At 62.7% G+C, this 19,304-nt stretch carries 16 protein-coding genes and 4 tRNA genes; 6 read left to right on the forward strand and 14 right to left on the reverse strand.

All coding sequences use genetic code 11. The features are described from left to right. The first annotated feature begins 29 nt into the window (after positions 1–29). Positions 30–731 carry a PP2C family protein-serine/threonine phosphatase gene (locus tag ABIC75_RS02915; RefSeq protein ID WP_354012359.1) on the forward strand — a complete coding sequence of 234 codons (702 nt, stop codon included), beginning with the start codon at positions 30–32 and terminating at the stop codon, positions 729–731. A gap of 15 nt (positions 732–746) precedes the next feature. Here the strand turns inward: ABIC75_RS02915 and dnaQ are convergent, their stop codons facing one another. From dnaQ to ABIC75_RS02930, 3 genes are read right to left on the reverse strand one after another with little or no spacing between them, the layout of a single operon-like run. Beyond that, the gene (gene dnaQ / locus ABIC75_RS02920) at positions 747–1,469 is read right to left on the reverse strand and encodes a DNA polymerase III subunit epsilon (RefSeq protein WP_354012360.1); all 723 of its coding nucleotides are present in this window, start codon (positions 1,467–1,469) and stop codon (positions 747–749) included. Next, the gene (rnhA, locus tag ABIC75_RS02925) at positions 1,466–1,909 is read right to left on the reverse strand and encodes a ribonuclease HI (RefSeq protein WP_354012361.1); all 444 of its coding nucleotides are present in this window, start codon (positions 1,907–1,909) and stop codon (positions 1,466–1,468) included. Before rnhA ends, dnaQ begins: the two co-directional genes overlap by 4 nt. Before the next feature lie 23 nt (positions 1,910–1,932). After that, complete coding sequence (locus ABIC75_RS02930; RefSeq protein WP_354012362.1) at positions 1,933–2,550, reverse strand: methyltransferase domain-containing protein; 618 nt, start codon at positions 2,548–2,550, stop codon at positions 1,933–1,935. Positions 2,551–2,840: 290 nt separating this feature from the next. Between ABIC75_RS02930 and gloB the strand changes: the two genes are divergently transcribed. After that, positions 2,841–3,605: a hydroxyacylglutathione hydrolase gene (gene gloB, locus ABIC75_RS02935; protein ID WP_354012363.1), complete on the forward strand. Its 765-nt coding sequence runs from the start codon at positions 2,841–2,843 to the stop codon at positions 3,603–3,605. After that, a complete protein-coding gene (locus ABIC75_RS02940; protein ID WP_354012364.1) occupies positions 3,602–4,861 on the forward strand; it encodes a LysM peptidoglycan-binding domain-containing protein in 1,260 nt (419 codons plus the stop codon). The genes gloB and ABIC75_RS02940 overlap by 4 nt, the downstream gene beginning before the upstream one ends. Positions 4,862–4,969: 108 nt before the next feature. On the opposite strand, the gene ABIC75_RS02945 is transcribed toward ABIC75_RS02940, so the two are convergent. The 10 genes from ABIC75_RS02945 to ABIC75_RS02990 all read right to left on the reverse strand — a co-directional run bounded on the left by ABIC75_RS02945 (position 4,970) and on the right by ABIC75_RS02990 (position 16,154). After that, positions 4,970–6,874: a SurA N-terminal domain-containing protein gene (locus ABIC75_RS02945; protein ID WP_354012365.1), complete on the reverse strand. Its 1,905-nt coding sequence runs from the start codon at positions 6,872–6,874 to the stop codon at positions 4,970–4,972. A gap of 89 nt (positions 6,875–6,963) precedes the next feature. Continuing rightward, positions 6,964–7,040 (reverse strand) — tRNA-Asp (locus ABIC75_RS02950). A 9-nt stretch (positions 7,041–7,049) separates the two neighbouring features. Continuing rightward, a tRNA-Val gene (locus tag ABIC75_RS02955) sits at positions 7,050–7,124 on the reverse strand. A gap of 20 nt (positions 7,125–7,144) precedes the next feature. Beyond that, a complete protein-coding gene (locus ABIC75_RS02960) occupies positions 7,145–7,417 on the reverse strand; it encodes an HU family DNA-binding protein (RefSeq protein ID WP_019465590.1) in 273 nt (90 codons plus the stop codon). Between the two features lie 327 nt (positions 7,418–7,744). Continuing rightward, the gene (gene lon / locus ABIC75_RS02965) at positions 7,745–10,261 is read right to left on the reverse strand and encodes an endopeptidase La (RefSeq protein ID WP_354012366.1); all 2,517 of its coding nucleotides are present in this window, start codon (positions 10,259–10,261) and stop codon (positions 7,745–7,747) included. A 172-nt stretch (positions 10,262–10,433) separates the two neighbouring features. Further along, a complete protein-coding gene (gene clpX, locus ABIC75_RS02970; protein ID WP_354012367.1) occupies positions 10,434–11,729 on the reverse strand; it encodes an ATP-dependent Clp protease ATP-binding subunit ClpX in 1,296 nt (431 codons plus the stop codon). Positions 11,730–11,835: 106 nt separating this feature from the next. Beyond that, a complete protein-coding gene (gene clpP, locus ABIC75_RS02975; protein ID WP_354012368.1) occupies positions 11,836–12,465 on the reverse strand; it encodes an ATP-dependent Clp endopeptidase proteolytic subunit ClpP in 630 nt (209 codons plus the stop codon). 37 nt (positions 12,466–12,502) lie between these two features. Next, a complete protein-coding gene (gene tig, locus ABIC75_RS02980) occupies positions 12,503–13,795 on the reverse strand; it encodes a trigger factor (protein ID WP_354012369.1) in 1,293 nt (430 codons plus the stop codon). A gap of 86 nt (positions 13,796–13,881) precedes the next feature. Next, positions 13,882–13,966 (reverse strand) — tRNA-Leu (locus ABIC75_RS02985). 244 nt (positions 13,967–14,210) lie between these two features. Next, positions 14,211–16,154 (reverse strand): SUMF1/EgtB/PvdO family nonheme iron enzyme, encoded by a 1,944-nt coding sequence (locus tag ABIC75_RS02990; RefSeq protein WP_354012370.1) that lies wholly within the window; start codon positions 16,152–16,154, stop codon positions 14,211–14,213. 103 nt (positions 16,155–16,257) lie between these two features. Here ABIC75_RS02990 and rnd point away from each other — a divergent pair, with 103 nt between their 5' ends. The 3 genes from rnd to ABIC75_RS03005 all read left to right on the forward strand — a co-directional run bounded on the left by rnd (position 16,258) and on the right by ABIC75_RS03005 (position 18,910). After that, positions 16,258–17,376 (forward strand): ribonuclease D, encoded by a 1,119-nt coding sequence (gene rnd, locus ABIC75_RS02995; protein WP_354012371.1) that lies wholly within the window; start codon positions 16,258–16,260, stop codon positions 17,374–17,376. 58 nt (positions 17,377–17,434) lie between these two features. Next, positions 17,435–17,510 (forward strand) — tRNA-Ala (locus ABIC75_RS03000). Between the two features lie 1,190 nt (positions 17,511–18,700). Continuing rightward, positions 18,701–18,910 carry a cold-shock protein gene (locus ABIC75_RS03005; RefSeq protein WP_121879590.1) on the forward strand — a complete coding sequence of 70 codons (210 nt, stop codon included), beginning with the start codon at positions 18,701–18,703 and terminating at the stop codon, positions 18,908–18,910. A 145-nt stretch (positions 18,911–19,055) separates the two neighbouring features. Here the strand turns inward: ABIC75_RS03005 and ABIC75_RS03010 are convergent, their stop codons facing one another. Next, positions 19,056–19,178, reverse strand: a complete 123-nt coding sequence (locus ABIC75_RS03010; RefSeq protein ID WP_354012372.1) for a hypothetical protein — start codon at positions 19,176–19,178, stop codon at positions 19,056–19,058. Between the last annotated feature and the right edge of the window lie 126 nt (positions 19,179–19,304).

Here is a 19,304-nt window from a genome sequence, read left to right on the forward strand (position 1 = left end):
TCGCGTCGCATCGCCACACCAGGCATCCCATGATCGAGTTTGGACACGGAACCCACGTCGGCCTGCGCCGCACGCGGAACGAAGACACCTACTACGCCGACGCGTCGCTCGGTCTTTTTCTCGTGGCCGATGGCATGGGCGGGCATCAGCATGGCGAAGTGGCTTCTGCGATCGTGCGCGACGCCGTTGCCGATCTCGTCGCTCGCGGACACAGCCTGGTGGAAGCGGTGCGCGCCGCGGACGAACGATTGATCCAGCACAGCCGCAGCTTTCGCGATCCGCGCCCTATGGGTACGACGATTGCCGCCATTCGCCTGCATGCCGACAGTTACGAGGTGGTGTGGGTGGGCGATAGCCGCGTCTATCTCTGGCAGAAGACATTGCGCCAGGTGAGCCACGATCATTCGCTCGTGCAAGAACTGGTGGCGGCCGGAACGCTCGATGCAGCGCAGGCGGCCCGACATCCTCAACGCAACGTGATCACCCAGGCCCTGGGCATCACGGCCGCCGAGCAGTTGCACATCGGCATGGCGCGCGGGAAGCTGGAACACGGCATGTGCTTCCTGCTTTGCAGCGACGGGCTTACCGAAGAAGTGGACGATGCCATCATCGCGAACATCGTCTCGCGCCAGGATCTCTCGGCCCAGGAGAGTGCGGAGCATCTGCTGCTCGCCGCGCTCGATGGCGGCGGCAGCGACAACGTCACCATCATCCTCGCCCGCATCAATTGACGCGGGCGTTCGGCGTCAATTGACGGCAGGCGCTTCTTCTCGGCGCCACACGGAAACACCGCCCGCACTCTTGTCCAGCGCATCGAGGCGCTTTTCGTGCGCGGCTATTTCATCCGCGTTGGCGCGCAGCACGCGCGGACGGCGATCGAGCACCATCGGTGCCAGCGTCACCGAAACACCCTGCTCGTGCGCGCCTTCAAAGCCCAGATCCAGCACGACCTGGCCCGACGTCATGGCGATATAGACGTCCGCCAGCAACTGCGCGTCGATCAGGCCGCCATGCAAGTCGCGCGCGGAATTATCGACGCCCAGGCGTTTGCACAAGGCATCGAGGCTGTTGCGCTGGCCGGGATAACGCTCGCGCGCCATCATCAGCGTGTCGAGAACGCTGCAACGATCTTCCAGGCGCCCGTACGATTCACCCAGGCGCGCAAGCTCGGCGTTGATGAAGCCGACGTCGAACGTTGCGTTGTGGATGATCAGTTCCGCGCCGTCGATAAACGCCAGAAATTCTTCCACCACGTCCCCGAAACGCGGCTTGTCGAGCAGGAATTCGTCCTCGATGCCCGTGACCTGCCGTGCACCTTCATCGATGGCGCGGTCGGGATTGAGGTAAGTCTGGTAGTGCTTGCCGGTGGGACGACGCTCGATCATCTCCACGCAGGCGATTTCGATCAGGCGATGGCCCTGACGGACTTCGAGACCTGTGGTCTCGGTATCCAGAACGATCTGCCTCATGCCTTGCTCCTGAATTGTTCGGCCTGTTCGCGCGCCGCCACATCGACGCGCTCGTTTTCAGCATGGCCGTTGTGACCCTTGACCCATTGCCAGCGCACCTGATGCATCTGGGTCGCGTTGGACAAACGTTCCCACAGATCCTGGTTCTTTACCGGTTTCTTGTCGGCAGTTTTCCAGCCGTTGGCGCGCCACTTGGGTACCCACTCTTCGATGCCCTGCATCACGTAGCGCGAATCGGTGGTGAGCGCGACCTTGCAGGGACGCGTCAACGCCTCGAGCGCCGCGATGGCGGCCATGAGTTCCATCCGATTATTGGTGGTGGCTGGCTCACCACCTGAGAGCATGCGTTCCGTGCCTTTGGCGCGCAGCAGTGCGGCCCAGCCGCCCGGCCCTGGATTGCCGAGGCATGCGCCGTCGGTAAAAGCTTCTACTTCAGTCATTGTCACCATCGATGTGCGAAAAATCAGGATGCCGCATTGCGTCGGGCACCCGGTGCCAGGCCTACGTTGACCGTGGCCGGCAAGGTCTTGGGTTTGAGTCGAATGGGCGTCGCCATGCGACGACGCTTGCGCGCGATCAGCAGATAGCCGCCGCCCAGGGCATGCGTCGATTCGATGCCGGCGCGACTGCTTGGCCACAAGCGTCCCACGCGCTCGATACGCTCGATTTCCAGCTCACGACGGCGCACCCAGCGCTCCAGCAGCAGTGGTGAATGCATGGTGGGCGAATGCCCGCGCGTGCGCCACATCATCCAGGGCAGCCATGCGCTGAAGGGGTGCAGCCCGGTGAGTGCAAGTACGCCGCCTGGCGCGAGCACGCGCGAGGCTTCTTCGAGCATCTCCTGCGGCGTGCTGGAGACCTCCAGTGCGTGTCGCAGCAGCACCAGGTCGAACGCATCGTCGAGGAACGGCAGCGGCTCGTCCGTGCGCGCCGTGAGATCGCCAGCGTAATGTTGACCGCTCACGCTGAGTCGGGTCCAGCTGCCCAGCAGGGGCAGCACGGGTGGCTTGTCGTCCAGAGTGGCGCTCACCAGCAGCGCGTGGTTGCCGCTGCAACGCTGCAGGCCAGGCGTAAGTGCCACGGTCTCCTCAGCCAGTAGATGGCGCAACGGGGCACTGCTGTAGATGTCTTGATCACGCTGAGACATGAAGGGCCGACCGGTCGTATCGATAGGCCACAGTGTACCGGCAGCCCGCCGACAACGTGTCCTGGTCGACAGCCAGACCGGGGCCGGCCCCACAAGTCTGAACTGCCCCACAGAGAGTTAACGTCTCACTAACGAGCGAGCGAAAGGGGGGCTTTATAGTCGGGCACTTCGCGCAAGCCAGGAGGGCCTGCGTCAGTCGATACGAAACCGCGGAGGACGACTCCTTGCACGTCGTACCGTTACCGGCGCTTGCCGACAACTATATCTGGGTGCTGCACGACGACGATGGCCAGGCCATTGTCGTGGATCCGGGCGACGCCCAGCCGGTCGAGGCTGCCCTCACACAGAGGCAGCTGCAGCTTCGCGCCATCCTGCTCACGCATCATCATCACGATCATATCGGCGGCGTGGCTGCGTTGCTGGCGAAACACGAGGTGCCTGTCTACGCGCCTCATGACGAGCGCATCATCCAGGCAACGCATCGCGTCAGCGACGGCAACGTCGTGGAACTCGTGTCACCGGCGGCGCGTTTTGAAGTCATCGAAGTGCCTGGGCACACGACGACGCACATCGCCTATACCGGCGAAGGCATCCTGCTTTGTGGCGACACGCTTTTCAGCATGGGGTGCGGGCGCCTGTTCGAAGGTACGCCGGCGCAGATGCTGGCATCGCTTGATCGCCTGGCTGCATTGCCGGGCAATACCCTGGTGTGCTGCGCCCACGAATACACCGCGGCCAATGGACGCTTCGCGCAAACCATCGAGCCGACCAACACCGCGCTTGCCGCACGCCGACAGGAAGTTGCCGCGTTGCGCGCGAACGACAAACCCAGCCTTCCGGTCGCCCTGGCGACCGAGCAGGCGACCAACCCGTTCCTTCGCACGGACAACGATGCCGTGATCGCCTGGAGCCAACGCCAAGGCGTGGCCGGTGATCGCGTGGCGCGTTTCGCGGCGTTGCGGGCCAACAAGGACGTTTTCACCGGATGAAGACCACACGACGCCTTCGCCCCCTGCCCTTGGCCACGTCGGTATTCCTTGCCGCGTGCGCATCCGGCCCTGCACAAAAGCCTGCGCAGGCCCCGGCGCCCGTACCGGCTCCGCAAAGCCCGGCGTCCCACACGGTGGTGCCGTCGCGTCCCGCCCCGGTAGCATCCAACGCAGTCGAAGACGGCAACATCTGGCAGAACCTGCGCAACAGCTTCGCCATGGCCGACTGCGACGCCGACCCGAATATCCTCGCCTGGGCGCGCCGCTACACCAGCAATCCCCAGCGCTTCGAAGACCAGATCGCCGCTGCCGCGCCACGACTGGCCTATGTGCAGCAGGTCGCCGCACGACACAACGTGGCCGGCGAATTCGCGCTCGTTCCCTGGGTCGAAAGCCAATATCGCCCGGTCTACGGCGCGAAGGGCATGCCGTCGGGCATGTGGCAGATCATGCCGTCGACAGCCAACGCCATGGGCATACGCGTCGACAAGAATTTCGATGGACGCCTGGACGTGCCGGCGGCCACGGACGCCATCATGACGCTGCTCAGCCGCTATCACGATGATCTCGGCGACTGGCGCCTGGTGGACTATGCGTTCAACGCAGGCGAGTTCGGCATCAAGCGCGTCGTCAGCCAACATGGCACGCCGCCGGACGAGCCGGTGATCCCGAAGATGCCCGTGAAGCCGGTGACGCGCGAGCACTTGGTCAAGCTGCTCGCCATCGCATGCGTCATCCGCGAACCCGATCGCTTCAACGTCAGCCTGCCCACGCTGCCGTCCGAACAACGCCTGGTGAAGGTGGACATCGACAACTCGATGCCGATGGCGCGCGCCGCCAGCCACGCCGGCATGTCGCAGGACGATCTTAAGGACATGAATGCCGCGTTCCGCAATGGCGTGATCGATACGAACGCCTCGCCCTATCTGATGCTTCCCAGCAACAAGGTGCAGCAATTCCGCAACGCGTTGCTCGCCGAGAACAACGGCAACATCCAGAGCGTGCCCGGCACGGCGACACTGCCGCCCCTCGGTGCGGCACTCAGCGCAGCCAACGGCGATGGCGACGACAGCTCGACGTCGAATCAGCGCAGCGCATCGACACCAAATCGCACGCATACGGTGAAACCCGGCGAGAGCCTGTGGTCCATCGCGAAGCGCTACTCCGTCGACATCAAGCAACTGCAGCAGTGGAATCACCTGGCCGGAGCGGTGGTCAAGCCGGGACAGGTGCTGAAGATCAGCGCGCCGGGCTGACATGCACCATGCGAATGGGCGGCGGACGCTGATGAAACGCTGAAGCCATCGAGCACAAAAAAGGGCGACCCGACGGTCGCCCTTTTTCTTTTGCAGCGGAAGCGCCGCTTACATGCGATCGGCAGCGATCTTGATCTCGGTCTTCGCCTTCAACGAATCGATGTACGCCTGCGTGGCAAGAATGCCGTACGCCTGGCCCATCTGGTCGCGCAGCGTGCTGCGCTGCTCGGCAGAAATCTTGCTCAGGTCGCCGTCCTGCACCTTGTCGACACCCACCAGCGCATAGTTGCCGTCCTGGAGGGCGACACGGGCGAACTGGGCCTTGCCAGCAGCAGGATGCGGCAACAAGAAGGCCTGCTGCAGCACTTCCGGCGCCACGCCCTGCTGCATGCGCACGGCATCGGCCACGACCTGCACGGTCGCACCCGAGGACGCTGCGACGGCCTGCATGTCTTCGCCCTTCTGAAGGCGAGCCAGCAATGCGTCCGCACGCTTCTGCTCTTCGGCCGCGGTACGCTCCGCGAGGATCTTCTGGCGCACCTGGTCGCGCACTTCCGCCAGCGGACGCGCCGCGGCCGGCACGTGCTTGTCCATGCGCACCACCACAGCGTGATCCGAGCCCAGGTCGATCAGGCCGGAGTTGTTGCCCTGGAGCAGCACGTCGTCGGAGAAGGCAGCCTGCACCAGCTTCGGATCGGCAGTGATGCCCTGGCCACCCTTGCGGGAGAACAGCTCCGTGGTCTTCACCGGCAGGTTCAGTGCCTGCGCGGCGGGATCGAGCGTGGATGGATTCTGATACGTCTGGTCGGTGAGCTTGCCGGCCAGTTCGTTGTACTGACGGTCACGCTCGGTCGAGAGATAGTCCTTGGCGATCTGGTCGCGCACTTCGGCGAACGGCTTGGCATCGCCGCTGCGCACGTCGCGCAGCCACAGCACGTGGTAGCCCTCGTCGGACAGCACGGGCTTGGAAATCTGGCCCTTCTGCAGGGCGAACAGAGCAGAGTCGAAGGCCGCGTTGGTCACGCCCTTCTCCAGCCAACCCAGGTCGCCGCCCGAACGCTTGGAGCCCAAGTCGTCCGAGTCCTGCTCGGCCAGCTTGGCGAAATTGTCGGTCGTCGCTTCCGAGGCGATCTTCTCTGCCTTGGCGAGCGCAGCCTTCTGCTGGTCCGGCGTCGCGTTCTTGGGCACGTTCACCAGGATGTGCGAGACCAGGCGCTGCTCCGGCTGCACGAAGCGCTGCTTCTGCTCTTCATAACGCTTCTTCAGCTCGTCTTCGCTCGGCTGCGCGTCGATCTTCAGGTCGGCGCCATTGACCTCGATGTACTTCACCGAGACCTGCTCCGGATTCATGAAATCGGCCTGATGCTCCTTGTAGAAGGCATCAAGCTGCGCATCGGTCACGTCGGTATCGGTCAGCGTCGGGCGCGGCACCGCGAACCAGCGCAGGTCGCGGCGCTGGTACAGCAGGCCGAGGTAACGATCCATGTCGGCATCGGTGACGATGGTGCTGGCAATGATGGCCCGCGGCAGCAGGCTCGGCTCGAGCGATGCGCGCTGGCTGTTCTCGAACATCGCCGGCGTCATGTTCTGCGCAGCGAGAATGGCGCGGTACGTGGCGGGGTCAAACTGGCCATTGACCTGGAACGCCTGTTGGGTGGCAATGCGATCGCGCAGCTCGGTGCTGGAAACCTTCAGGCCCAGCGTGTCGTTGGTCTGGCGCAGCAGCTGTTCGTTGATCAGCTGGTCGAGGATCTGGCGCTTGGTTTCCGGCTTCTCGAATTCGGCGGCATCGAACTGGTCGCCCATGCGAGCCATGGCATCGCGGCGCGCCTCGTTAATGCGGTCCTGGAAATCGCGCTGGCTGATCTCGTGCTTGCCGACCATCGCGACGTACGTATCGGTGCGCGATGCGAAATACGATTCGATGCCGAAGAACGAGATGGCGAAGACGCAGATACCCAGAATGACAATGGAAGGCCATCCGTGAAGCTTGGTACGCAATGCCTGCAGCATGGAAATGTTCCCGGGCTCTCGTTGTTCGGCGCACCGAAGTGCGGGGTATTGAAATGACAAGGGCGCCACACGGGCGCCCTTGCGAACTGTGGCGGAGCGGACGGGACTCGAACCCGCGACCTCCGGCGTGACAGGCCAGCATTCTAACCGACTGAACTACCGCTCCACTTATTTCTGGTGGGTGCTGTAGGGATCGAACCTACGACCCTCGCCTTGTAAGGGCGACGCTCTACCGCTGAGCTAAGCACCCGAAACTAAGCAAGTAGCCGCTTAGTTTAGGGCATCCTTGAGGGTCTTGCCAGCCTTGAACGCCGGAACCTTCGAGGCCTTGATCTTGATCGTCTCATTGGTGCGCGGGTTGCGACCGGTACGGGCAGCGCGCTTGCGCACGGTGAAGGTACCAAAGCCGACCACCGACACGTCGTCACCCTTCTTCAGCGCCTTCTGCACGGTCTCGAAGAACGCTTCGAGAGCACGGCCGGCGTCAGCCTTGGTGAGTTCGGCCTTCTCGGCAATGGCATTGATCAGATCGGTTTTATTCATTGAGACACTCCCTTAAACGGTTATGCAGCCCGCATGGTCATTCTGGGACCAGGCGACGTCACCTCGCGACAAAGGCACCGGGACATCACCAAGCAACCCCGCATCACTGCGCATCGTGCTCGGCGTCAGGCTGCGGTGTCGCCTTTATACCAGTGGCCCCCAGGGTCCGCAATGACAAGCAATACCAAGGGTTCGCGCGGTTCAGCATGGTTCGCGAACGCTTGCAAAGTATGTGCTGAAACGTTATGCGGCCGCGGTATTTTCTGACGTGATCCAGATACGAAAACGGGCGGTTGCCCGCCCGTCTTCGGTGACACTCATCACGGATCAGTGAGGCCGCGTGTACGACTCCTGGTCCTGCGTCTCTTCGTGCGGCGCCTCCACCTTCGGCTTGTCGCCTTCGTTGGCCTGACGCGGGTGCAGGGGACGTTCCAGCGCGATATCCAGCACTTCATCGATCCAGCGCACGGGATGGATGTCCAGCGACGCGGTGATGTTGTCAGGGATGTCGGCCAGGTCCTTCTTGTTCTCGTCCGGAATGATCACGGTGGTGATGCCGCCGCGATGAGCCGCGAGCAACTTCTCCTTGAGGCCGCCAATCGGCAGCACGCGGCCGCGCAGCGTGATCTCGCCGGTCATGGCCACTTCGGAGCGCACCGGCACCTTAGTCAGGGCCGATACCAACGCAGTTCCCATGGCGATGCCAGCACTCGGTCCATCCTTCGGCGTGGCACCTTCCGGCACGTGGATGTGGATGTCGTATTTCTCGTGGAAATCCGGCTCGATACCGAGACGATCGGCCCGTGCGCGCACCACCGAAAGCGCTGCCTGGATCGACTCCTTCATCACGTCGCCAAGTTGGCCCGTATGCACCAGACGGCCCTTGCCCGGGACTATCGAGGCTTCGATGCTGAGCAGGTCGCCGCCCACCTGGGTCCAGGCCAGGCCCGTCACCAGGCCCACTTCGTTCTGCAATTCCTTGCGGCCGAAGTCGAAGCGACGCACGCCCAGGTACTGCTCGAGATTCGCCGAATTGACCGCGACACGACCCGGCGTCTTGGCCTTCGATTTGGCCGTCTTTACGGCCGATGCCGACTTGGCCGCAGTGCTCTTGGCTGCCGCCTTCTTGACCTGGCCCAGGGTGAGCTCCTTCACCACCTTGCGGCAGATCTTGGAAATCTCGCGCTCGAGGTTACGCACGCCCGATTCGCGCGTGTAGTAACGCACGATGTCACGCACGGCCTCTTCGTCGACGCTCAACTCCTCCGGCTTGAGGCCGTTGGCCTTGAGCTGCTTGGGCAGCAGATACTTCTGCGCGATGCCGAGCTTCTCATCCTCGGTGTAACCCGGAATGCGAATGACTTCCATGCGGTCCAGCAGCGGGCCCGGGATATTGAGCGAGTTCGCGGTAGCGATCCACATCACCTCGGACAGGTCGAGATCGACCTCAAGATAGTGGTCGTTGAAGGCGTGGTTCTGCTCGGGATCGAGCACTTCCAGCAGCGCCGAGGACGGATCACCACGGAAATCCATGGACATCTTGTCGATCTCGTCCAGCACGAACAGCGGATTCTTCGAACCCACCTTGTTCAAGTTCTGCACGATACGGCCCGGCATCGAACCGATGTAGGTACGGCGATGGCCACGAATCTCGGCCTCGTCACGCACGCCACCCAGGCTCATGCGAACGAATTTGCGGTTGGTGGCCTTGGCGATCGACTGACCCAGCGAGGTCTTGCCCACGCCGGGCGGACCAACGAGGCACAGGATCGGGCCCTTCATGGTGTTCACGCGTTGCTGCACGGCGAGGTACTCGAGGATGCGCTCCTTGACCTTCTCCAGACCGAAGTGATCGGCATCGAGCACGTCCTGCGCAAGCTGGAGATCCTTACGGACCTTGCTGCGCTTTTTCCACGGCACGCCCACCAGCCAGTCCAGGTAGTTGCGCACCACCGTGGCTTCGGCCGACATCGGCGACATCTGGCGCAGCTTGCCGAATTCCGCGCGCGCCTTGGCCAGCACCGGCTTGGGCATGCCGGCCGCTTCGATCTTCTTCTGCAGCTCTTCGATTTCGTTCGGGCCTTCCTCGCTCTCGCCGAGCTCCTTCTGGATGGCCTTCATCTGTTCGTTGAGGTAGTACTCGCGCTGGCTCTTCTCCATCTGCGACTTCACGCGGCCGCGGATGCGCTTTTCCACCTGCTGCAAATCCATCTCGCCATCGACCAGGCCGATGAGGAGTTCAAGACGCTGACCGACGTCCGACGTCTCCAGCACCTTCTGCTTGTCGGCCATGCGCACGGACAGGTGCGCCGCAATCGAGTCGGCAACACGCGAGGGATCATCGATGCCCGACAGCGTCGCCAATACTTCCGGCGGAAGCTTGCGACTCTGCTTGACCAACTGCTCGAACAGCGAAATGAGCGTGCGCGACACGACGTCGAGCTCGCGCTCCTTGGAGCTGTACACCGGCTCGATGACGCGCGACGTGGCGGTGAGCATGCCGCCGTCTTCGTTGTAGTTCTCGATTTCCACGCGCGACTGCCCCTCGACCAGCACCTTCACGGTGCCGTCGGGAAGCTTCAGCAGCTGCAACACGCCAGCGAGCGTGCCGATTTCGTGGAGGTCGCTGATCTTCGGGTCGTCGATGTCCGGGCTCTTCTGCGCCACCAGCAAGATCTGGCGCTCGCCCTCCATCGCGCGCTCCAGCGCACGCATGGATTTATCGCGTCCAACGAACAACGGAATGACCATATGGGGATAAACCACCACGTCACGCAACGGCAACACTGGAAGAGCATCCAGCGTGGCACCGGTGGCTTGGGGGTTGGGGGCGGTCTTTGCCATCGAAGAGAATCTCTCGTGATGAATTCGTCTTTGCACCGACACTGCGCCGGGTGCATCTGTACGTCAAGTGGTGGCTTTTGGCCATGCACTCAAGTGCATGACGGACCACAAAAACAAAATGGCCCCGGCATTTCTGCCAGGGCCATTCAAGTCACTGTCGCGCTTGAACTGCTCAGGCGGCGTCGCCACCCTCACCCGCTGCGCGCGGCTGCTTGAGGTTGCCGCGATAGATCAGATACGGCTCGGCCTGGCCTTCAATGACGGCATCGTCCACCACCACCTTGCTCACGTGCTCCAGCGACGGCAGCTCGTACATAGTGTCCAGCAGTACCTGTTCAAGAATGGTGCGCAGACCGCGTGCGCCGGTCTTGCGCTTGAGCGCCTTGCGGGCAATCGCCTGCAGTGCTTCCGGGCGGAACTCGAGCTCCACGCCTTCCATTTCGAACAACTTCTTGAACTGCTTGGTGACCGCGTTCTTCGGCTCGGTGAGGATCTTCACCAGCGCCGGCTCGTCGAGCTCGTCGAGCGTAGCGACCACCGGCAGGCGACCGACGAATTCCGGGATCAGGCCATAGCGCACCAGATCGGACGGCTCCACGTCGGACAGCACCTTGCCAAGATTTTCCCTGCGCTCCTTGCTGCGAACCTCGGCCGAGAAGCCGATGCCCGTCGTCTCGGAGCGCTGCTGGATCACCTTCTCCAGGCCTGCGAATGCACCACCGCAGATGAAGAGGATGTTCTTGGTGTCCACCTGCAGAAATTCCTGCTGCGGATGCTTGCGACCGCCCTGCGGCGGCACCGACGCCAGCGTGCCTTCGATGAGCTTCAGCAGCGCCTGCTGCACGCCTTCGCCGGACACGTCACGCGTGATGGACGGGTTTTCGCTCTTGCGCGAAATCTTGTCGATTTCGTCGATGTACACGATGCCCGACTGCGCCTTGTCGACGTCGTAGTCGCACTTCTGCAGCAGCTTCTGGATGATGTTTTCCACGTCCTCGCCCACGTAACCGGCTTCGGTCAGCGTGGTGGCGTCGGCGATGGTGAACGGCACGTTGAGCAGGCGCGCCAGCGTTTCGGCCAGCAGCGTCTTGCCCGAGCCGGTCGGGCCGATCAGGAGGATGTTGGACTTGCCCAGCTCGACGTCGTCGCTCTTCTGACGCGACTCCATGCGCTTGTAGTGGTTGTACACGGCAACGGCGAGCGCCTTCTTGGCGCGCGTCTGGCCGACCACGTACTGGTCAAGCGTTTCCATGATCTCGCGGGGCTTGGGCAGCTGGCTGCGCCCGGAGGCGGCCTTTTCCTCAAGCTCTTCGCGAATGATGTCGTTGCACAGCTCTACGCACTCGTCGCAAATGAACACGGACGGGCCCGCGATCAGCTTGCGCACTTCATGCTGGCTCTTGCCGCAGAAGGAGCAGTAGAGAATCTTACCGCTGTCGTTGGAACGGCCCTGCCGATCGTCGCTCATGCCTGGATCCTGCTGATAAATCGATTGCGGTTTGAGAATAGCACAGCGTTCCGCGTCTGCAGCGAGACGCGGAACAGCTTGCAAACCTGGTACCAGGTGGCTGAAATCAGGCCGATTTCACCGTTTCGACGGCGCGGCGGTCGAGGACCTGGTCAATAAGACCATATTCCATGGCAGCCTCGGCGCTCATGAAGCGGTCACGCTCCATGTCCCGCTCGATCTTGTCCAGCGGCTGACCCGTATGCTGAACGTAGATGTCGTTCAGGCGGCGGCGCAGGTACAGGATTTCCTGGGCCTGGATCTCGATGTCGGTCGCCTGGCCGCGGGCACCGCCCGACGGCTGGTGGATCATCACGCGCGAGTTGGGCAGCGAGTAACGCTTGCCCTTGGCGCCGGCCATCAGCAGCAGCGACGCGGCGCTGCAGGCCTGGCCGATGCACATGGTGCTGACGTCGGGCTTGATGAACTGCATGGTGTCGTAGATCGCCAACCCGGCGGTGACGGCACCGCCCGGGCTGTTGATATAGAGATGGATGTCCTTGTCCGGATTCTCGGACTCCAGGAACAGCATCTGCGCGACCAGCAGGTTGGCCACCTGATCGTTCACCTCGCCGACAAGGAAGATCACGCGCTCCTTCAGGAGGCGCGAATAGATGTCGTACGAGCGCTCGCCGCGAGCGGTTTGCTCAACGACGATCGGTACCAGGTTGAGGTTTTGGATCGGATCCATAGCCATGCGTGTCGCTCTCCGGTGTATTGGCCTGAAGAATGCCTCAGGCGTTGACCGGGCGCATCACCTCGTCGAAACCCAGGTTCTGGACAGTGGTGGAGGCGTGATCTGCCACCCACTCTGCCACCTGGTCTTCCATCACGCGGTTCTGCAGCCCAGACATCAATTGGGGATCGCGATTGTAGAGTTCAATGACCTTCTCCGGCTCCTCGTAGGTCGAGGCGATGGCGGCCAGCTGCTCGGCCACGCGGCTGCGGTCGATCACCAGGGCCTGCTTGCGGGCAATCTCACCCATCAGCAGACCGGCGATGACACGCTTGCGGGCGACCGGCGTGGCGGCCTCGATCAGCTGCGGCGGAACCTGCTGGCCGCGCGGGATGCTGTTCTGGGCCAGAGCCTGGGCCTCGGACTGCACCATCACGTTCGGCACGTCCAGATCCGGGTGCGAATCGGCCAGCTTTTCAGCAACTTCGGACTTCAGGCGGGCCATCAGGGTGGCCTTCAGCTCGCGCTCGAGGTTGGCGCGCACTTCCTTGCGGAACTTCTCCAGGTCGCCATCGACGATACCGAACAGTTCGGCGAATTCGCCGTTCACTTCCGGCAGCTTCGGCTCCTGCACCTTGATGATCTTGAAGTGGCATTGGGCCGTCTTGCCGGCCAGGCCTTCGTTGCGGAAGTCGGCCGGGAACTCGACGTCGGCCGCGAATTCATCGTCAGCCTTGCGGCCGGTCAGCACCTCGTCCAGTGCCTTGAACAGATTGCCCGAGCCCAGCACGCTGCCCGCACGCTCCAGGCCTTCGGCCGGGAAACGGTAGTCACCAGCCTGCGCCGAGTATTCGAACATCACGAAGTCGCCTTCGGCGGAGACGCGAGCCACTTCTTCGAAGCTGCGGCGCTGCAGGCGCAGGGTTTCGATCATCTTCTCGATGTCGGCGTCGGTCACTTCGGCCACCGGGCGGGTCACGGCGAGCGTGGAAACGTCGATTTCCGGGAATTCCGGCATCACTTCGAAGGTGGCCGTATAGGCGATTTCGCCCTCAACCGGACGACCCGTGGTGTCGATCGACGGATTGGCGATCGGGCGCAGGTTCTCCTGGGTGACGGCTTCGCGCAGCGTGCTGCCGATCAGGTCGGAAAGCACCTCACCGCGGACCTGGTCGCCGAAGCGCTGCTGGATCACTGCGGTCGGCACCTTGCCCGGACGGAAGCCCTTGAGACGCACGGTGCGACCCATTTCGGCGATGCGAGCATTCACCTGCGACTCGAAACGCTCCGCGGGGAACTTCACCGTGAGCTTGCGCTCGAGCTTGCCGACGTTTTCAACCGAAACCTGCATGACGTCTCCTGGTGTACCGGTAAGGGCGCCCGTCAAAGGCGCCTGGCGGCTCCGGGCCGCCTGCAAAAAAGAAAAAACCAAAGGGATGGTGCGAAAGGAGGGACTCGAACCCTCACGGGGTTACCCGCTGGAACCTAAATCCAGTGCGTCTACCAATTCCGCCACTTTCGCATCAGAACTACTAAGAGGAAGTGTCCGTAAGCGTCGGATTCCCAAGGGAATAGTCAGGTCGAAAAACCCTTACGCCCCGCCCCGCCAGCTTCCGGGCGCTCCGCCCCTAAGTCGATGATTCCCTTACACGAAAGCGGGCCATTTTACGGTTCGCGCGGGGCACAGCACAAGCGGGGCAACCAAGAGCGTGCGGAGGATATCGACCCGCTTGCGACGCGCGGCATCTCACTTGAAGGTGAGCGACTTACAACTCACGAAGCACGCGGAAACCCACGCGCCCACTGCGCACGCTGGCATCGGCGCCTTGGCGATACGCCGAGCGCACCTGCTCCGGCGAGCTGCCCCACGAACCACCACGGACGACGCGTGAACCGCAACCAGGATTGACCCAGGCGCTGCCGTCACGAGGCGCCCGCAGGTAGCTGTCGTGCCAGCAGTCCTGCACCCACTCGGACACATTGCCGTCGATGTCGTAGAGGCCAAAGGCGTTGGGCGCGAAACTCCCGACCGGCGCTGGCCCCCAATAGCCATCGCGATAGCCCTGGAACGCGTTACTCCAGCGTCGGCCACTGGGTGAACGGTCTCCCGAGCCTGTGAGATTTTCCACCTTGCTGCTCGGCGTGCCGTCACCCCACCAGTAGCGTGAGGTGGTGCCGGCACGCAGGGCGTATTCGAACTCCGCCTCGCTGGGCAGCCGATAGGTTTTGCCGGTGCGCTGGCTCAGCCAGTCCACATAGGCCTTGGCGTCGTTCCAGGAGACATTGACCACGGGCATCCGGCCGTCCGCATTCTTGCCGGCATAGTCGTCCTGCCACCCGGCGCTGGTGTCGTCGCGCATCGCGCCGGTGGCTTCGTCATACACGCTGGCGCCGCCCAGCTTCACCGAATCGGGCTGGTAGCCGCTGGCACGAACAAATTCGCGGAACTGCCCCACCGTGACGGAAGTGCGCGACAGCGCGAAGCCCTTGCCGATGGTCACTTCGTGCTGAGGCGTCTCGTCGTCTTCCCGTCCCACTTCATTGTCGGGCGCACCCATCTGGAAGCTGCCGGTGGGAATGACCACCATGGACGGCGTCTGGCCCGGAATGTCCACGAACCGGTCGGTAAACACCTGGCCCGGCTTGTAGCTGGCATACAAACGCGCATTGGTAAGGCGCTCGCCGAATTCGGTGAGCCCAGCCAGGTCGGGACTGATGGCCTTGGCCTGCTCGGCCAGCTGCTGAGCCAGGGTGAGGTTGCCCGAGTCCAGGGCGGAGCGGGCCTGGCCGAGCAGACCGTTGGCGCGCGCCTGCCGCATGCTGTCGACGCGACCATGCACGTCACGCAGCGCCGGAGATTCGGGCGCGATCTGCGAAGCTTCCGTTAGCGCTTCATCGGCAGCCTTGAAATCGTTCTGCGCCACGGCAGCCAAGGCACGGTCGAGCACGGCACGCTGCACTTGCAAGGTGCCCTGTGCCGCGACGGCGTTGTCGGGGTCCAGCTGCTGCACCTGCCGATAGAGTTCCAGCGCGTTGTTGCCGGCCGGCTGATCGACATTCCCTTGCTGCAGCAAGGTGGCCGCCTTGGCGAGCAAGGGTCGAACCTGCGACAGCGTCTTCAGCTTGACCTGCAACTGGTTCACGTCGTCGGTGGCATCGGGAATGAGCTTGAGTGTGCCGAGCAGATCGCTGGCGGCATCGGCATCGCCCACGGCCAGGCTTTGGTTGATCTCCGCCACCAGTCGCACGCGCACTTCAAACAGTCCTTGTGCAGCGCGGCGGCTATCGGGCTTGAGCTTGAGTGCCTGCTCGTACAACGCCACGGCACTGCCGTCGTCGCCAGCGAGCTGCCCCGCCCTGAGTGCCTTGTCGGCGCGTGCGATCAGGGCTTCCACTTCGGGCGTATCCGCGCTCAGCTGCTCGGGAAGGTTGGTGTTCTTCTTGCTGAGCCGCGCCACCACCACGTCGGTGGGCGCAAGGGTGAGCGGCGGGCCCGCATCCACTTCCGAGGGTTCAGGCAATCGCACCGTGGACGCAGGCGCCAACGAAGCTGCCGGCCCGAGGTTCATCGCGCGATGCGCGGGATTCATCGACGGCTCGACATGAAACACGCGCGGAAAGAAATGGTAGACGAGCGCAAGCCCCAGCACGACGACACCCAAGGTGCCACCGAAGGCTCGCTGTCGTCGTACGGTTTCCTTGCTCGGCATGTTGGGCGTCCCTGGGCAGCCTGCTATGGTGGGCGATCTAAACCATAGGCACAAACCGATGTCAGGACAATGCGTGCGTGCACGTCCTGGCTCAGGATCACTGATGCATCAAGAATCTTCCCTGGCGCCTGACGCCGTCTGGATCCAGCGGCGCGACGACCTGCAGGCCTGGCTGGCGGAACTCCCGGCCGATGCCGCGCTGGGTTTCGATACCGAGTTCATGCGCCGAAACACGTTCTATCCACAGCTGGCGCTCATCCAGATGGGCTGGAACGGCCGCTACGCGCTGGTCGATCCCGTGGCGTTCGACATCGGCGACGCGCTGCAGCCACTCATCGGCGAAGGTGCTGCCGTCACCGTCATGCACAGCGCCAGCGAAGACCTGGAAGCCTTGTCCCCCTTTCTGCCCCACGGACCGCGCCAGCTGTTCGATACGCAGATCGCCGCCGCCTTCGTGGGCATGGGCCTGGGAATCAGCTATCGCGCACTGGTGGCGGAACTGACTGGTGCCGAGCTGGACAAAGGCGAAACACGCTCGGACTGGCTGCAGCGACCGCTCACCGATTCACAACGCGCCTACGCCACCCTGGACGTCGTCTATCTGAAACCCGTGCACGAGCAGTTGGCCGAGCGACTGGTGCAACGCAATCGCATGGCATGGCATGCGGAAGACTGCGAGCGACTCAAGCAGCGCGCCTGCTACCGCGAAGGCGATCCGCAACCGCAGCGCACGTTCCGCAGCGCGTCCGAATGGCGGCCCGAGCAGCGCGCCCTGCTCCGTCGCGTGCTGCTGTGGCGCGACCAATCCGCACGCACGCTCGACCGACCGCGCCCCTGGCTGCTCGAAGATGCCGCCGTGATGAGCCTGGTGCAGCAACTGCCGCGCACGGCTGCCGAGCTCGACAGCCGCACGCGCGGCCAACGTGCGCTGCGTTCACCACAGCGCAGCGAACTCCTGGCTGTATTGCAGCGCCCGATCGATGCCGACGAAATCGCCATCACCCAGACCATTCCCGAATCGCCGCAAGGTGAGGCGAAGCGCGCCCTGCCCGCCATGAAGGATTGCGTGGACAAACTCGCCGGCGAACTGGATCTTCCCGCCGGCCTGCTCTGCCCACGCAAGGTGCTGGAGGAATACGTGGTCACCACCCAGTGGCCGGAATTTCTCGAAGGCTGGCGTCGCGAGATCCTGTTCGAGCCGTTGAGCCGCCTGCTTCCCTGAGGCCATGCCGGGGGCTTGGCGAAGGCCAAAGGTCGCTGGTAACATCAACGGCTCGTGTGGGGCGGTAGCTCAGCTGGGAGAGCGTCGCGTTCGCAATGCGAAGGTCGGGAGTTCGATCCTCCTCCGCTCCACCAATCTACAAAAACGAACAGCGCTTTAAGCCTCGCGGCCTAAAGCGCTGTTTTGTTTTGGGCGATCAGGAAGCCGACCTCATCCAGATCATTCTTTTCCTGGCCATAGCGCGTTTTCCTCACGCATCACGCCTGCCCCAAAAAAACGAAGGGGCATGCGACATGTCGTGGGACTCACGACAGCACATACCCCATCGCCATGAGCCGCAAAGCGCGTGATGCGCGCTGCCAGCTCGGTGCGTTGTCGTTATCGACGATGCCGCGTATTCGGTGCGAGCGGGCGACTGGGAGCCGCACCGGTATGACCGGCCTCTCTCGCAAACCGCTGCGTCGTCTGATAGCTGAGCTTCTTGTCACTCGACTCCCGCTTGACGGAAGTTCCACTGTAGACGTCGTGGATGCGTGCCAGAGAAAGGGGCTCAGTAGGTTGCTTCATGAGAATTCCTTGGAAAGTGGCAGATGCGTGCCCAGCCGAGGCCGGACACAACGGTGACTGCAAAAACCGAGCAGAACGACTTAGTGCAGACAGTGATACCAAAGAGCCTCAATGCCCGTCCGTGTGGCACACACTTTCGCGTCCCTGACGGAGACAAACCCTTCTTGAAGCAAGCGACGAAGATCGAAACGACAACCCGCCGCTTTCAAAGGCAAGGCACAAACAACGGCAACATCACTCATTGCCTGGATGCGGGAACCTCGTGAGGGCTGGTGAATCCGTCCCTCACCGGAATGTGCTGACCACCCACGCTTGAAGCACCCTGAAGCGCTTCGGATATCCAACACTTCGAACCACCATACTCTCTATTCCCTGCTCGATTGTTAGGTTTTCCGGCAGGCTGGCATTGCACCGCTGAAGCGCCTCCGCCGCGTCTCCTTCGACTGCCGCCGCCCCCTTCCTCTCTCGTCGCTCTCGACCAAACATGGTCAAGTCACGTCATGCGTGACGAGGAACGATGAGTCGCATCGCGCGGCCTGATCAAACCATCCATTCCTCGACCGAAATGAATGGCCACACATTAATCATTTGCTTTTTAGGACGGCGACCTCTACTGTGCACGAGCTGAGTTTCAAGGGTCACCACGAATTGTGGCCCGATGCTGTAGATTGAAGTTACCTACACCGTTGCACCCGTTTCCTCCTTGTGACCAGCTTTTTCGCCGCTAAGCGGCTTTATTCGTTCCAAGGAGCAAATCATGTCTCAAGTCGAAACCGGTACCGTGAAGTGGTTCAATGACGCCAAGGGCTTTGGCTTCATCAGCCGTTCGAGCGGTGAGGACGTGTTCGTCCACTTCCGCGCGATCCAGTCGCAGGGCTTCAAGAGCCTGCAGGAAGGCCAGAACGTGTCCTTCATCGTGACCCAGGGCCAGCGTGGCCTGCAGGCCGAGAACGTGCAGATCGTCTGATCTCCGTTTCAGCCTGACGAAAAACCCGGCCTTGAGCCGGGTTTTTTTTGGCCTGTTGCACGCCCCATGGCCGCACCATGAGCGTCGGCGCCTGCCGGAAACGGCAAGCGCCAGGCAACGCTGCGCACGAATGCCTGGAAGAACGTCAGCGCTTGACCGGCTCAGGCACGTCGCGCGCCGCTTTCTTCTTTGCCTGCTTCTCGTCCTGCTGTTTCTTCTTCGCGATCTCGCGCTGACGCTTTTCGAATGAATAGTTCGGCTTTGCCAAGGGAGTCCTCGTGGAGTGAATCGCCGGCGACGAAAGCACTAGGCAACGTCGACAGCGTCGTTGGTGGGAAGGTCAAACCTGACGGTTGCCTTGGGTCTCGTCGAGCATGCAGGCGCACACTCAGCA

This window comes from Dyella japonica, assembly GCF_040545895.1.
In the GTDB taxonomy this organism is placed as follows: domain Bacteria; phylum Pseudomonadota; class Gammaproteobacteria; order Xanthomonadales; family Rhodanobacteraceae; genus Dyella; species Dyella japonica_D.

What these genes read in the sequence shown, in the direction of transcription:
- ABIC75_RS02915 (WP_354012359.1), top strand. Translation starts at nt 30, where the DNA reads ATGATCGAGTTTGGACACGGAACCCACGTCGGCCTGCGCCGCACGCGG.
- dnaQ (WP_354012360.1), bottom strand. Translation starts at nt 1,469, where the DNA reads ATGAGGCAGATCGTTCTGGATACCGAGACCACAGGTCTCGAAGTCCGT.
- rnhA (WP_354012361.1), bottom strand. Translation starts at nt 1,909, where the DNA reads ATGACTGAAGTAGAAGCTTTTACCGACGGCGCATGCCTCGGCAATCCA.
- ABIC75_RS02940 (WP_354012364.1), top strand. Translation starts at nt 3,602, where the DNA reads ATGAAGACCACACGACGCCTTCGCCCCCTGCCCTTGGCCACGTCGGTA.
- ABIC75_RS02945 (WP_354012365.1), bottom strand. Translation starts at nt 6,874, where the DNA reads ATGCTGCAGGCATTGCGTACCAAGCTTCACGGATGGCCTTCCATTGTC.
- ABIC75_RS02960 (WP_019465590.1), bottom strand. Translation starts at nt 7,417, where the DNA reads ATGAATAAAACCGATCTGATCAATGCCATTGCCGAGAAGGCCGAACTC.
- lon (WP_354012366.1), bottom strand. Translation starts at nt 10,261, where the DNA reads ATGGCAAAGACCGCCCCCAACCCCCAAGCCACCGGTGCCACGCTGGAT.
- clpX (WP_354012367.1), bottom strand. Translation starts at nt 11,729, where the DNA reads ATGAGCGACGATCGGCAGGGCCGTTCCAACGACAGCGGTAAGATTCTC.
- clpP (WP_354012368.1), bottom strand. Translation starts at nt 12,465, where the DNA reads ATGGCTATGGATCCGATCCAAAACCTCAACCTGGTACCGATCGTCGTT.
- tig (WP_354012369.1), bottom strand. Translation starts at nt 13,795, where the DNA reads ATGCAGGTTTCGGTTGAAAACGTCGGCAAGCTCGAGCGCAAGCTCACG.
- ABIC75_RS02990 (WP_354012370.1), bottom strand. Translation starts at nt 16,154, where the DNA reads ATGCCGAGCAAGGAAACCGTACGACGACAGCGAGCCTTCGGTGGCACC.
- rnd (WP_354012371.1), top strand. Translation starts at nt 16,258, where the DNA reads ATGCATCAAGAATCTTCCCTGGCGCCTGACGCCGTCTGGATCCAGCGG.
- ABIC75_RS03005 (WP_121879590.1), top strand. Translation starts at nt 18,701, where the DNA reads ATGTCTCAAGTCGAAACCGGTACCGTGAAGTGGTTCAATGACGCCAAG.